Annotated in this window: 13 protein-coding genes and 1 pseudogene; 3 read left to right on the forward strand and 11 right to left on the reverse strand. The window is 61.7% G+C overall.

Annotated features, from left to right (window positions below):
- Positions 1-286: 286 nt before the first annotated feature.
- A complete protein-coding gene (locus tag ATY78_RS18610; protein ID WP_088683799.1) occupies positions 287-1,117 on the reverse strand; it encodes an aldo/keto reductase in 831 nt (276 codons plus the stop codon).
- Positions 1,118-1,352: 235 nt separating this feature from the next.
- Positions 1,353-1,874, reverse strand: coding sequence for a L,D-transpeptidase family protein (locus ATY78_RS18615; protein WP_088683800.1), 522 nt, complete (start codon positions 1,872-1,874; stop codon positions 1,353-1,355).
- A 168-nt stretch (positions 1,875-2,042) separates the two neighbouring features.
- Between ATY78_RS18615 and ATY78_RS18620 the strand changes: the two genes are divergently transcribed.
- Positions 2,043-2,726, forward strand: coding sequence for a response regulator transcription factor (locus tag ATY78_RS18620; RefSeq protein WP_088683801.1), 684 nt, complete (start codon positions 2,043-2,045; stop codon positions 2,724-2,726).
- A gap of 138 nt (positions 2,727-2,864) precedes the next feature.
- The gene (locus ATY78_RS18625) at positions 2,865-3,320 is read left to right on the forward strand and encodes a cyclic nucleotide-binding domain-containing protein (RefSeq protein ID WP_088683802.1); all 456 of its coding nucleotides are present in this window, start codon (positions 2,865-2,867) and stop codon (positions 3,318-3,320) included.
- 18 nt (positions 3,321-3,338) lie between these two features.
- On the opposite strand, the pseudogene ATY78_RS18630 reads toward ATY78_RS18625, so the two are convergent.
- From ATY78_RS18630 to tesB, 7 genes and pseudogenes are all read right to left on the reverse strand, one after another.
- Positions 3,339-4,124, reverse strand: a pseudogene (locus tag ATY78_RS18630) (ATP-grasp domain-containing protein).
- Positions 4,124-4,927 carry an exodeoxyribonuclease III gene (locus tag ATY78_RS18635; RefSeq protein ID WP_088683837.1) on the reverse strand — a complete coding sequence of 268 codons (804 nt, stop codon included), beginning with the start codon at positions 4,925-4,927 and terminating at the stop codon, positions 4,124-4,126. Before ATY78_RS18635 ends, ATY78_RS18630 begins: the two are co-directional and overlap by 1 nt.
- Positions 4,928-5,078: 151 nt before the next feature.
- Complete coding sequence (locus tag ATY78_RS18640) at positions 5,079-5,747, reverse strand: outer membrane lipoprotein carrier protein LolA (protein ID WP_088683803.1); 669 nt, start codon at positions 5,745-5,747, stop codon at positions 5,079-5,081.
- A gap of 139 nt (positions 5,748-5,886) precedes the next feature.
- On the reverse strand, positions 5,887-8,556 hold the full coding sequence (locus tag ATY78_RS18645; RefSeq protein WP_088683804.1) for a DNA translocase FtsK: 2,670 nt from the start codon (positions 8,554-8,556) through the stop codon (positions 5,887-5,889).
- Positions 8,557-8,835: 279 nt separating this feature from the next.
- Positions 8,836-10,260 carry an ammonium transporter gene (locus tag ATY78_RS18650; RefSeq protein ID WP_088683805.1) on the reverse strand — a complete coding sequence of 475 codons (1,425 nt, stop codon included), beginning with the start codon at positions 10,258-10,260 and terminating at the stop codon, positions 8,836-8,838.
- Between the two features lie 28 nt (positions 10,261-10,288).
- Positions 10,289-10,639 (reverse strand): P-II family nitrogen regulator, encoded by a 351-nt coding sequence (locus ATY78_RS18655; protein ID WP_003543684.1) that lies wholly within the window; start codon positions 10,637-10,639, stop codon positions 10,289-10,291.
- Positions 10,640-10,849: 210 nt separating this feature from the next.
- Positions 10,850-11,734 carry an acyl-CoA thioesterase II gene (gene tesB / locus ATY78_RS18660; protein WP_088683806.1) on the reverse strand — a complete coding sequence of 295 codons (885 nt, stop codon included), beginning with the start codon at positions 11,732-11,734 and terminating at the stop codon, positions 10,850-10,852.
- A gap of 84 nt (positions 11,735-11,818) precedes the next feature.
- Here tesB and ATY78_RS18665 point away from each other — a divergent pair, with 84 nt between their 5' ends.
- Positions 11,819-13,033 (forward strand): ubiquinone biosynthesis hydroxylase, encoded by a 1,215-nt coding sequence (locus tag ATY78_RS18665; protein ID WP_088683807.1) that lies wholly within the window; start codon positions 11,819-11,821, stop codon positions 13,031-13,033.
- A 14-nt stretch (positions 13,034-13,047) separates the two neighbouring features.
- On the opposite strand, the gene ATY78_RS18670 is transcribed toward ATY78_RS18665, so the two are convergent.
- Both ATY78_RS18670 and ATY78_RS18675 read right to left on the reverse strand, forming a co-directional pair.
- Positions 13,048-13,236 (reverse strand): Trm112 family protein, encoded by a 189-nt coding sequence (locus ATY78_RS18670; RefSeq protein ID WP_003567459.1) that lies wholly within the window; start codon positions 13,234-13,236, stop codon positions 13,048-13,050.
- A gap of 9 nt (positions 13,237-13,245) precedes the next feature.
- On the reverse strand, positions 13,246-13,932 hold the full coding sequence (locus ATY78_RS18675; protein ID WP_190237490.1) for an LON peptidase substrate-binding domain-containing protein: 687 nt from the start codon (positions 13,930-13,932) through the stop codon (positions 13,246-13,248).
- Positions 13,933-14,072 lie beyond the last annotated feature (140 nt).

Below are 14,072 nucleotides of genomic sequence, written 5' to 3' on the forward strand. Positions count from 1 at the left end.
CCGCCAGATCCGCTTACCTCCCTGCCGGATCGAGATCGCAGTCTCTTTCAATGAAACATCAAGCCCGATATATTGGTCCATGGTTGCCTCCATTCGATGTTTGGGCCCGGTTCAATCGTGAGCCCGTTTTGCCATCTTACCGGGGGCAACCACCCCAGACAGCCATCATCTGATAAATATGACATGGGGTGATCGCGCCGCGATTACCCCATGTTTTGCGATAACGACATGCGTAAAAACAAAGAACTAAAGCGCGAGGAGCGAATCTGAAAGATCGCGACGCGCTTTAGAAGGCCGCCGTCATCGGATCCGGACCCATGCGGGCGGAGGCACTGTCGAGCTTGGCGATCGCGGCCATGTCACCGGCATCGAGCTTGAAGTCGAACACTTGGAAGTTCTCCTCGATGCGCGACGGCGTGACCGATTTCGGGATGACGACGAGGCCGGTATCGATGTGCCAGCGGATGATGACCTGGGCCGGCGTCTTGCCATGCTTCCTGGCGATCTCGCCGATGGCGGGGTTCGAAATGAACTTGCCCTGGCCGAGCGGGCTCCAGGATTCGGTGACGATATTCAGTTTCTTGTGAACCTCCTGCGCCGCCTTCTGCTGGAAGTCGGGATGCAGTTCGATCTGGTTGATGACCGGAACAACACCCGTTTCGCCGATGATTCGCTCCAGATGTTCGGGATAGAAATTCGACACGCCGATCGAGCGGGCCCGGCCCTCTTCCCGGATGCGCACGAAGGCCTTCCAGGTCTCCGTGTAAAGGCCGCGATGCGGCGACGGCCAGTGAACGAGATAGAGGTCGACATAATCGGAGCCGAGCTTCTTCAGGCTGCCGTCGAAGGCGCGCAGCGTATTGTCGTAGCCCTGGTCGGTGTTCCTGAGCTTCGTGGTGACGAAAATGTCCTTGCGGTCGAGACCGGAGGAACGGATTCCTTCGCCGACGCCTTCTTCGTTGTCGTAACCGGACGCCGTATCGATATGGCGATAGCCGGCGGCGATGGCGGTGCGCACCGTTGGAGCAGCAATCTCCTGCGGGGTCTGCCAGACGCCGAGGCCAACCTGCGGAATGGAATGTCCGTCATGGAAAGTGATGATGGGTTGAGCGGTCACAATATATCTCCGGGAGTTTGAAGAATTGGACGAGGCATGAATTGCGCCCCTTTACAGCGCCGCGCGTCTTTTAAGACGCGCAAAGGACGCTGTAACACTTTAATTGCTGCATAATTTGAATCCTTAAATCGATTCCGATTTAAGGAATTAGGCAGATCGGCGGACGTCCCGGAACGCATTTCAGCCTGAGCGTTCGGTCACCGAAAACATATAGGCGGCCGCTTTCACAAAACAATCAGAGCACCCGGACAATCGTACCCTTTCGAAGGTGGGGCAGAAGGCGGCGCATGTCGCGGAGCGCCACCGCCACGCATCCTGCCGTCGGCTCGTAGCCCGGCCGGATGAGATGGAAGAAGATCGCCGAGCCGCGGTTGCGCGCCCGCGAGGAAATGTTCCAGTCCATGACAAGGCAGATATCGTAGAGCCCGTCGCTGCGCCGCATCTCTTCGTGGCTTGCACCAAGCGGCGCCCTGACAAGACGGTTATAACTGGCGTTCTCAGGCTGATCGCACCAGAGCATGTCGGCACGAATGCGGCGAAGAGCAAGCGGCGTGACCAGAAGACCGTTCCGTTCGCCGCGCCGAAAGCCTGATATCAGCCTCATCGATGCGATCGGCGTGGCGCCGTCGCCCTCGCGTTTCATGATGGTGCGCCCGGAGCGGCCGATCGCGGCAGGCACGGTGATCGAGCCGAGCCGGACGATCGCACGGCTCTTCTTTCCCGGCGCCGGGCGCACCATGATCGTGGGCGGCTTCATCCCTCGGTTCCGCCTTGCTTTTTCCATTTTTCTCGCATGTCTTGCATTGCTTGAGGCCTTGATTGAAATCATATGAAAACCTGCCCGGCAACAGCCCCGCCGGCCGATCCTTGCCAAAGCTGCAATTTGGCGTAGGACTAGGGGACTTAACTTTGAGGACGCAACGGCATGACCGCACGCACCATTCTTCTGGTGGATGACGACGAGGACCTTCGCCAGACCCTGACGGAGCAATTGTCGCTTTATGAGGAATTCACGGTTCTGCAGGAAGCCAACGCCGGCAAGGGTGTTGCGACCGCACGCTCGACGCCCATCGACCTCTTGATCATGGATGTCGGCCTGCCCGATATGGACGGCCGTGAAGCGGTAAAGCTCCTGCGCAAGGGCGGCTTCAAGGCGCCGATCATCATGCTGACCGGCCACGACACTGATTCGGACACGATCCTCGGCCTCGAAGCCGGCGCCAACGATTATGTCACCAAGCCCTTCCGTTTCGCCGTGCTGCTGGCGCGCATCCGTGTGCAGCTGCGCCAGCACGAGCAGAGCGAGGACGCGACCTTCACCGTCGGTCCCTACCTCTTCAAACCGAGCCAGAAGCTGCTCACCACCGATAACGGCCAGAAGATCCGCCTGACGGAAAAGGAAGCGGCGATCATCCGCTATCTCTATCGCGCCGAACAGAAGGTCGTCACCCGCGACGTGCTTCTCGAAGAGGTCTGGGGCTATAACTCCGGCGTGACGACGCATACGCTGGAAACCCATGTCTACCGGCTGCGCCAGAAGATCGAACGAGATCCCTCCAATGCCGAAATCCTCGTGACGGAAAACGGCGGCTACAAGATCATACCCTAGGGCATTTCCGCGTTTTCCGAATCACGGAAATGCTCTATCTCTTTGTTTTCATGCAATTCTCGGCAAAAGCGCTTCACGTTTTGCCTGGCAAGACCGCTAGGCACTTTTGCTGGAATTGCTCTAAGGCGAAAAGCCCGCATGGCGCTGACCGACGACATTCACCTGCTTTCCCAGCTTCCGCTGTTCAAGGACATGAGCGAGGACCAGCTACGGCTGATCGCCTTCGGCGCCGACCGGCGGATGATCGCCGCCGGCCAGATGCTGTTCCGCCAGGGCTCGCCGGCCGAAAGCGCTTATGTCGTCATCAGTGGCAGCCTGGAACTGAGCACGACGAGCAGCGACGGCATGCAAAGGGCCGAAGCCGTCGCCGGCCCGGGAACGCTGATTTCGGAGCTCGCGCTGGTCACGCTGGTGGAGCGCAAGTTCACCGCAATTGCGCGCGAGGACACGAGCATCATCCGCATCACCCGCGCCCTCTTCCATCGCTTGCTCGAGGAATATCCGGACGCGGCCCGGCTGATCGAAAACCGCATCCGCGACAACCTCGCCGAACTTGCGGCAAAAGCCGCAAGCCAGTTCCACCGCTTCAGTTGATCCTACTGTATCAAGGCGTCAACTGCGGGATAGGCCGTCGATCGCTGCGGCGAGCTTCATGAGATCAGCGGCATAGAAGCCGGCAGCGTTGAGGCAGTTCGTCTCGAGCAGCCTCAGTCCCTCTTCGGTGCGGCAGATATCGAGGACATAAGCCGGCGAGTAGCCGGGATTGATGTCCACCATGCTTTGCCCGAACGCCAGCGCATCGTCGTCGATCTCATGGCGGTGGACGACACGCGATCCGTCCTTATAGAGCGAATAGGTGACGATCCGCCCGCCGACGGCCCACAGACGCCATTCGCGCATGATACGAACTGGCTTGGTGAGCATCAGAAGCGTGTCATGACGAAGCGATCCGCCAGGGATTTCATCTTCGTCAAGCGCCAGAACCCTCTCTGCCATTCGGATGATCTCGTCGGTCGATTTGACATTGCCCGGCTCCTCCTTGCTGTCATCGACGGGGCGCAGGAACCATTCTCTCCCATCATCCGCCAAGCGGGCAGGGATCTCTCGGAGAGTGAGAAACAGCGCGTCGGCTCCATTCAGGAGATAGGGATGCCATGCTTTTTCCTGGACGAAAGGACGCAGCTTGAACACACCAGGCCAATAGCCGTTCGCCTCGGCGTTTCTCTAAAGCGTGTAGGAACCGAACATGACGACGGAGCTTGGATCGGCGACGACGGGTTTGGGGATGAGCTCACCGACGAACGGCACGACCTTGTGCCATGTGTACGGGATGCCGAGCCGGTCGAGCGCCTCGGCCAGCTTATGGGTGTCGTCGAATTCCTGGAGAAGCCACTGCATCACAAATCGAAATGCGCCGTCACCGGCACATGGTCCGAGGGCCGATCCCAGCCGCGTGCTTCCTTCAGGATCTCAATCCGCTTGAGATGCGGCCCGAGATCCGAGGACGACCAGATGTGGTCGAGACGGCGGCCGCGATCGGCCGCTTCCCAGTCCTTGGCGCGGTAGCTCCACCAGGTATAGAGCTTTTCGCTCGCCGGCACGTGATGACGCATGAGATCGAGCCAGGCGCCGCGCTTCATCACCTCCAGCAGCCCATCGGTTTCGACAGGCGTATGGCTGACGATCTTCAGGAGCTGCTTGTGCGACCAGACGTCGTGCTCCAGCGGCGCGATGTTGAGGTCGCCGACGAGGATGGCTGAGGTGTTGGTCTCGCCATTGGCTTTCAGCTGCTTCATCTCCTCGATGAAATCGAGCTTGTGGCCGAATTTCGGATTGATCGTACGGTCAGGCTCGTCGCCGCCGGCCGGGACATAGAAGTTGTGCAGCCGGATGCGGCGATTGCCGCGCTCGAAGATTGCCGAAATGTGGCGGGCATCGCCGACGCCGCAATAATCCTGCCGGTGATCCTCCGTCAGCGGAATGCGCGAGGCGATCGCAACGCCGTGATAGCCCTTCTGGCCGTGGATGATGATATGATCATAGCCCATCGCCCGCAAAGGTGCGGCCGGAAAGAGCTCGTTCGGCACCTTGGTTTCCTGCAGGCAGAGAATGTCGGGCCTGTGCTTGAGGACGAGCTGCTCGACGATCGGCATGCGCAGCCGCACCGAGTTGATGTTCCAGGTGGTAATCGAAAAGCCCATGCCCATACCCTCTTGCGTCTCATCCCGCATGCCAGCCGAGCCAGAGAACCGTGGCTCGACGCGACGTGCTTCATGAAAGGGCTTTAGAACAAAGGCGCACGAGAGGGAACCGGCCGCTTGCGAAAGCGGCCGAAGATCAACCGAAAAGGCTTCAGTCGCGTGAGGCCGCCGTGCCCGGGATGCTCTCGTAGGGAACCCGGAAGACGCGGTCGTCGAACTGCATGCCCGTCTTGACGTTGAAGATCATCACCGACGTATCCTTGCCCTGGTTGTCGGTGATCGTCCACTGGCGCAGATCATAGGTCTTCGGGTCGAACATCATGGTGATGGTCGAGTTTCCGAATACGGTATTGTTGCCGAGCGCGATCGTCGTCAGGTCCGACTCCTCCTTCACGCCCTTCACCATGCCGGCCGAAAGGTCGATGCGCTGCGCCAGGAGCAGGCTGAGCGGGGTCTTGGAGAGCGGATAGAGATCCCAGGTCTTCAGCTTCATATTGCCGATGGCGACATTCTTGCCGTCGGCGATCACCCGCATCGGCGACGGGTCGTCATAGTTGAAGCGCAGCTTGCCGGGGCGTTGAATGAAGAATTTGCCGCCGGTCTGCTCGCCGCGCGGGCCGAACTGCACGAATTCCCCCTGCATCGTCGTGACGCCGGAGAAATGGTCGGCGATCGCCTGGGCCGTGCCGGAAGCAGGCGCCGCCGCCTGCGCAAAGGCGCCCAAGGGCACGGCACTCGCAGCGGCCGCGACGGCAAAGGCGCCCAGAAGTTCGCGGCGCGTCACGGTCAGGCCGGAGAGGAAGGAATCGGAGTTGGTCATCTAAATCTCCTTTATGCGATCTGCATGCCGCCGAATGGCGGCGTCTTCAAGGCGCCGCGATCGTCCTCGCGAGAAGCAACGGCTTCCATGCTCTCAGCTTCCGCGAAAACCGCCGTATGGGAAATATATGGCTGTTATTTCAGCGGTCGAGGATGTCGGCCTCGGTCGGAACGAGAATTTCGCGCTTGCCGGCGTGATTGGCAGGCCCGATGATGCCTTCCTTCTCCATCCGCTCGATCAGCGAAGCGGCGCGGTTGTAACCGATGCCGAGCCGGCGCTGGACATAGGAGGTGGAAGCCTTGCCGTCGCGCAGCACGATGGCGACGGCCTGGTCGTAAGGATCTTCCGAATCCGACAGGTTCGACGTGCCGGCCGGGCCGCCACCGCCGCCGTAATCGCCGTCCTCGTCGTCATCGGCGGTGATCGCATCGAGATATTGCGGCGAACCCTGCGTCTTCAGGTAGGAGACGATCTCTTCCACCTCGACATCCGAGACGAACGGGCCGTGCACGCGCTGGATACGCCCGCCGCCCGCCATGTAGAGCATGTCGCCCATGCCGAGCAGCTGTTCCGCGCCCTGTTCCCCGAGGATGGTGCGGCTGTCGATCTTCGATGTCACCTGGAAGGAGATACGGGTCGGGAAATTCGCCTTGATCGTGCCGGTAATGACGTCGACGGAGGGACGCTGCGTCGCCATGATCACGTGGATACCGGCAGCACGCGCCATCTGGGCGAGACGCTGGACCGCGCCTTCGATATCCTTGCCGGCCACCATCATCAGGTCGGCCATCTCGTCGATGATGACGACGATATAGGGCATCGGGCTGAGATCGAATTCCTCGGTCTCGTACATCGCCTCGCCGGTATGGCGGTCGAAGCCGGTCTGCACCGTGCGCGAGATCACCTCGCCCTTCGACAGGGCCTGTTCGACGCGGGTATTGAAGCCGTCAATATTGCGCACGCCGATCTTCGACATCTTCTTGTAGCGCTCTTCCATCTCGCGAACGGTCCATTTGAGCGCGACGACGGCCTTCTTCGGATCGGTGACGACAGGCGAAAGCAGATGCGGAATGCCGTCATAGACGGAGAGTTCGAGCATCTTCGGATCGATCATGATCAGCCGGCACTGCTCCGGCGTCATACGGTAGAGCAGCGACAGGATCATCGTGTTGATGGCGACCGATTTGCCCGAGCCGGTGGTGCCGGCAACGAGCAGATGCGGCATCTTGGCGAGATCGGCGATGACGGCTTCGCCGCCGATCGTCTTGCCGAGCGCCATGGCGAGCTTCGCCTTGCTGCCCTCGAAATCCCGCGACGCGATGAGCTCGCGCAGAAAGACGGTCTCGCGCGTCTGGTTCGGCAGTTCGATGCCGATCGCATTGCGGCCGGGAACGACAGCGACACGCGCGGCGATCGCGCTCATCGAGCGGGCGATATCGTCGGCAAGGCCGATAACGCGCGACGACTTGATGCCGGGCGCCGGCTCCAGTTCGTAGAGGGTGACGACGGGGCCGGGACGGACATGGATGATCTCGCCCTTGACGCCGAAATCCTCGAGCACGCCTTCGAGCATGCGGGCATTCTGTTCCAGCGCGTCGGCCGAAAGCGTCGAATCGCGCACCACGTTCTTCGGCTCGGCGAGCAGATGCATCGAGGGAAGCTGGAAACCTTCGGGACGGATGAACGAGCCCTGCGCTTCCCGCTCGACGCGAGCGCTGGGCTTCGGACGCGCAGCCGCGGGAACGACGCGCGGCTCCGGCTTGCCGGCGGCCTTTGCCGGCGCGCGGATCATCCAGTCGTCGTCATCGTCGTCGGGCAGGATATCGGCCGGGCGCGGTGGCATGTCGGAATCGAAAGGCAGGTCGTCGTCATCATCGTCGTCGACGGACAATGACGGCGCGGCGACGATGCGGCGAGACGATGCCGCCCGCGGCTCCATCGACGGCTCCATGCGTTCGCCGCGGACCGTCGGCGCCTTGGCGCGGACCGGCTCATTCAGCGTACCGAACTCGTCGTCGTTGAAATCGTAAGGTGATTCGAAATCGCCCTGGCGACGCTTGCGCGGCCCCATGCCGAAGAGCCGGCGCAGCCGCCCCTGGCTCATATACCAGGCATGCGTCATGGCGCCGCTGAACGCGACCCAGCGGGATTCGTCCTCCTCGTCCTCGTCTCCGACGACGCGGGCTTTGCTTGTCGTATCGGCGAAATCTTCTTCGATCTCCTCGTCGGCATCGCTATGGCCGACGAGGCCCGATGCGAACAGCATCATCCATGCGGTCGGCAGCGAAAAGATGCAGCCGACGACCATGGCGAAGGTGCCTGTGGGATAGGCGCCGACGAAGAGTGCGGGAAAACGCAGGATCATGTCGCCGACGACGCCGCCGATGCCGTTCGGGATCGGCCAGGTGAGCGGCGGCGGAAAACAGCCGATGACGGCGGAGGAAAGCACCGTGCCGGCAAGCCAGGCGCCGGCCCGCGCGGGAATGCGGCTGAAACGGCGGCCCGAGATCAGCGCCAGCGCCCAGGCGACGATCGGCAGCATCGAAACGACACTGGCAAGCCCGAGAAACTGCATGACGATATCTGCAAAGGCAGCGCCGGTGTAACCGAGGACGTTCGTCGGCAGGTTGGCGGTGGCATAGGAATAGCTGGGATCGGCGACATTCCATGTCGCCAGTGCAGCGACGCAGAGCGCCAGCAGCAAAAAGACCGCAAAGCCGATGAGTGCCTGGATCTGCCGCAGCATGAATGCCGAGAAGGAGAACCGATCCGGACGGCCATCCATCGCCGGCGACGTGCTTCTTGCCATGTGTCTAACCCGTCCAATGCCTGAGGGCATGCGAATCACCGAAGCTTCGCCATGCCAAAATGCGTCCGCTCCACCTAACCAGAACCGGGTTAAAGCGATGTTAACCATGCGTGCCGGGACAGGCTTTCCCTCGGAAAAACGAAAAAAGCCCGAACCTTGGAGGGTCCGGGCCAAATGCGGTCTATGGCAGCTTTTTCGGGGTCTAACCCGGAAAAGCTCGAGATAGGCCGCGACGGGCCGTGGAGCGGCGCCCGATGCCCGAGCGCCGCAAAGCCGATGTTACGAGTGGTAGGCGGCTTCGCCGTGAGTCGAGAGGTCGAGACCTTCGCGCTCGGCTTCGACGGTGACGCGCAGGCCGATGACGACGTCGACGATCTTGTAGAGGATCGCCGAACCGATGCCCGACCACAGCAGCGTCGTCAGCACGCCCTTGGCCTGGTTCAAGACCTGGGTTGCCGTGCCGGCATAGGTGGCTGCGAAATCGGCCGTCGAATAATCGACGATGCCGGCGCCGCCGAGAGCCGGGTTGACGAGGATGCCGGTACCGAGAGCGCCGAGGATACCGCCGATGCAATGAACGCCGAAGACGTCGAGGCTGTCGTCGTAGTTGAACTTGTTCTTCACGACGTCGACGAAGAAGTAGCAGACCGGCGAGACGATGAGGCCGAGAACGATCGAGCCCATCGGGCCGGCAAAGCCTGCCGCCGGAGTGATGGCGACGAGACCGGCGACAGCACCCGAAGCGCCGCCGAGCATGGAAGCCTTGCCGCGTGCCAGGCTTTCGACGATGCACCAGGATACGGCGGCAGCGGCCGTCGCAACGAAGGTGTTGATCATGGCGAGCGATGCATAGGCATTGGCTTCGAGGTTGGAGCCGGCGTTGAAGCCGAACCAGCCGACCCACAGCAGCGATGCGCCGACCATGGTCAGCGTCATCGAGTGCGGCGCCATGATTTCCTTCTTATAGCCCGTGCGCTTGCCGAGCATGATGGCGCCGACGAGGCCCGCGATGCCGGCATTGATGTGAACGACCGTGCCGCCGGCGAAGTCGATTGCGCCGTAGGAGAAGATCAGGCCGGCCGGCGCGGTGTAGGAGCTCGGACCGCCCCAGAACCAGACCATGTGCGCCATCGGGAAGTAGATGAAGGTGACCCAGAGCACGACGAAGAGCATGACGGCCGAGAACTTGATGCGCTCGGCGAAGGCGCCGACGATCAGGCCGGGCGTGATGCAGGCGAAGGTCATCTGGAAGACGATGAAGGTGTATTCCGGAATGGCCACGCCCTTCGAGAAGGTTTCGGCGAGCGACGAGGTGTTGACGCCGGCGAGGAACGCCTTGGAGAAGCCGCCGACGAAGCTGTTCAGCGAGCCGCCGTCGGTGAAGGCGAGCGAATAGCCGTAGGTCACCCAGAGCAGCGCCACGACGGCGGTGATCATGAAGACCTGCATCAGCACGGAGAGCATGTTCTTGGCGCGCACGAGACCGCCGTAGAAAAGCGCAAGGCCGGGGATCGTCATCAGCAGCACGAGCGCCGAGGAGACGAGCATCCAGGTATTGTCACCCTTGTCCATGGTGAAGGCGGGCGCAGCGGCAGCAGCAGCGGCTGGCGCGGTCTCCTGTGCGAAAGCGACGGCCGGCGCCAGAAGCGCAGCCGTTGCTGCGCAAGCCAGCGCAAAGGTGGAGGAAAACTTCGAAATTGACATTGGAATAAAGCTCCTTGCTCTGCCGCTCTTACAGCGCTTCAGAATCGGTTTCGCCGGTGCGGATGCGCACGGCATGATCGATCGAATAGACGAAAATCTTGCCGTCACCGATCTGGCCGGTCTTGGCCGACGCCGCGATGGCTTCGACGGCTCTGTCGACGAGTTCGGATGCAACGGCGATTTCGATCTTGAGCTTCGGCAGGAAGCTGACCGCATATTCGGTGCCGCGGTAGATTTCGGTATGCCCCTTCTGGCGCCCGTAGCCCTTCACTTCGGTCACGGTCAGGCCCTGAATACCGATCGCCGTAAGCGCTTCGCGGACCTCATCGAGCTTGAACGGCTTGATAATAGCCATCACAATTTTCATCTGGTTTCCCATCCTTCGTTATCCTCGGCGCGGAGCCGACTCTCCTTGCCGCTGACGTTCCTGAACAGCGACCGGCGATAGACATTCAAAGGGCGTGCCAGATTCGAGACGCGATATAACTTATTGAAAAATAAAGAATTTATGAAAGAGCGCCAATAAACAGGCAAATGATTGGCCAATAAGCGCACAAATAATGCGCAAATTCAAAAATATGCACCTTATTTAATCATTTGCCTTTTTCCGAATCAGACCCTCCTGAGCAACGGAGGCGATCAGGGCGCCCGATCGCGTAAACAGGCTGCCGCGGGTCAGCCCTCTGGCGCCCGACGCCGACGGGCTGTCCTGCGTATAGAGCAACCAGTCGTCGAGTTTGCAGGGCCTGTGGAACCACATGGAATGATCGAGGCTCGCCACCTGCAGGCTCTGGTCGAAAATGGACGTGCCGTGGGCATAGAGCGAGGTATCGAGCAGCGTCATGTCCGAGAGATAGGCAAGCACCGCCGCCTGGTAGAGCCGGTCGTCGGGGACCGGGCCGGTGGCGCGCACCCAGACGTCCTGCCTCGGATCGAGCTTCTCGTCGGAAAAATAATGCGTCAGCGAAACGGGGCGGATCTCGATCGGCCGCTCGCGCTGCCAGTATTTGCGGATCGCTTCCGGCGCATGCGCGAGATACTGCTCCTTGATCTGCTGTTCGCCGAGCAGCGCCTCGGGCATCGCCACATCAGGCACTATGATCTGGTGATCGAAGCCGGGCTCTTCCCCCTGGAAGGAGGCCGAGAGCGCGAAGATCGCCTTGCCATGCTGGATCGCGACCACCCGCCTTGTGTTGAAGCTCGATCCGTCGCGGATTCGCTCGACCTGATAGATGATCGGTACCGAGGGATCGCCGGGGCGCATGAAATAGGCATGCAGCGAATGGACGAAGCGCTCGGCCTCGATGGTGCGCTGCGCCGCCATCAGCGCCTGGCCGATCACCTGGCCGCCGAACACCCGCTGCCAGCCGACCTGCGGGCTGCGGCCGCGGAAGATATCCACCTCGATCGGCTCCAGATCGAGCGTCGAAAGCAGCGTCTCCATCGCCGAAGGCCCTGATGTCTCACGCGTCATTTTGTACGTCTCGCCGTGGTAGGAAGTGAAGTTGCGATGATCTATATAGATCACATCTGAGGCACAAGGTACGGGAGCGGCGCGATGCGGGACATGCTGGTTGTGGGTGGGGGTTATGTCGGCCTTTCCGTCGCCGTCGCGGTCAAGCAGGCGGCACCCCATCTCAATGTCGCCGTCGTCGAGGCGGCGCCCGAACATGTGTGGAAAGGCGATACACGCGCCTCTGCCATCATCGCCGCGGCCTCGAAGATGCTCGAAGTTTTCGGTATCTGGAACGAAATCGAGCCGGAAGCGCAGCCGATCACCAAGATGATCGTCACCGATTCCAAGACCTCCGATCCGGTGCGTCCGGTATTCCTCACCTTCGACGGCGAGGTGGAGGACGGCCGCCCCTTCGCCCATATGATCCCGAATGTCGCCATGGTCGCAGCACTGCGCGGCGCCTGCGAGCGGCTCGGCATCGATATCCGCCATGGGCTGAGCGCCGTGGAATTGAAGACGCAGGACAGCCATGCCACCGTCACGCTTTCGGACGGCAGCACGCTGGACACGCGGCTGCTGGTCGCCTGCGACGGTGTGCGCTCGAAGCTGCGCGATCTCGCCGGCATCAAGACCGTCACCTGGGATTACGGCCAGTCCGGCATCGTCGTGACGGTCGAACACGAGCGGCCGCATGAAGGCTGCGCCGAGGAACATTTCCTGCCGGCTGGCCCCTTCGCCATCCTGCCGCTGCGGAACAACCGCTCCTCGCTCGTCTGGACGGAACGCACGCACGATGCCGACCGGCTGGTCACTGCCGACGATCTGATCTTCGAGGAGGAGCTGGAACGCCGCTTCGGCCATAAGCTCGGCGCGCTGAAGGTCGTCGGCGACAAGCGCGCCTTCCCGCTCGGCCTGACGCTCGCCCGTTCCTTCGTCGCGCCGCGCTTCGCGCTCGCCGGCGACGCCGCCCACGGCATTCATCCGATTTCCGGACAGGGCCTCAATCTCGGCTTCAAGGATGTCGCGGCCCTCGCCGAAACCATCGTGGAGGCCGACCGCCTCGGCCTCGATATCGGCTCGATCAACGTTCTCGAGCGCTACCAGACCTGGCGGCGCTTCGACACCTTCCGCATGGGGGTGACGACCGACGTGCTGAACCGGCTCTTCTCCAACGACGCCACGCCGATCCGCATCGCCCGCGACGTCGGCCTCGGCATCGTCGACCGGCTGCCGCGCCTCAAATCCTTTTTCATCGGTGAGGCGGCGGGAACCACGGCCAAGGACAATCCGCGCCTGCTGGCCGGCCAGACGATTTGAAGCAGGTTTAAAGGCTATTCGTCGAGGCGGCGGGCCTCGGACACCAGCATGATCGGAATGCCGTCGCGGATCGGATAGGCAAGCTGCGCCTTTTCCGAAACGAGTTCATTATGCTCGCGATCATAGGAAAGCCGCCCCTTGGAGAGCGGGCAGACCAGGAGTTCGAGCAGCTTCGGATCGACGCGGCTGAGTTTTTCGTCCATGGCCGAAGTCTACTGCAGAACCGTGTCGGAGTCACCGAAGACGCGCGCCAGCACGATCTCGGTAATGGCGATCAGCGTCTCCGCCCGCGTCTTGAGATCGGGCGCCTCGAGCAGCGCCTGTTTTTCCGCCGGCCCGAAGGGCGACATCATGGCGAGCGAATTGACGAGCGTCAGATTGCTCGCCCGCTCGACGCTCTCCCAGTCGGCCTCGAGCTTGTTGGCGTCGAGATAGGCCTTGAAGGCCGTCAGAAGCGCCGTGCGGTCGACGGCTTCCTCCTCGGCCTCGGCCGAGAGGTCGGCGATGAAGGGAACGATGCGGAAGCTGCGGAAGGGATCGCTGGTCGCTTTCTCCTCCAGCAGGCGGAAGCGGCAGACGCCGGTCAGCGACACGATATAGCGCCCGTCGCCGGTCTCGGCGAAGGAGGTGATGCGGCCGATGCAGCCGACGGTGGCGAGATTGTGCTCGCCGCCCTTGTCCTCGTGTTCGCCGAGCGCCGGTTGGACCATGCCGATCAGCCGGTTTCCGGCAAGGGCCGCATCCAGCATCGCGAGATAGCGCGGCTCGAAGATATTGAGAGGAAGTTGCCCGGCCGGCAGGAGAAGGGCACCGGTCAGGGGGAAGACGGCGATCGTATCAGGCAGATCGCCCGGCTTCAGGTATCTGGCATTCCCGACTTGCATGAAACCGTCCCGCATTCTTGTAACGGGCATGCCCGTCTGACGAGAATGTGGTGCCCCTGTCCAAAAACGCAAGGGCAGATGCTCGAAACTTGGCGGATAACCCCGAAAATCGGAATCGATCGGAAAGGATCGCACCCGAATTCCGAGATTCCGCA

This window comes from Rhizobium sp. R635, from assembly GCF_002211285.1.
Lineage (GTDB): Bacteria > Pseudomonadota > Alphaproteobacteria > Rhizobiales > Rhizobiaceae > Rhizobium.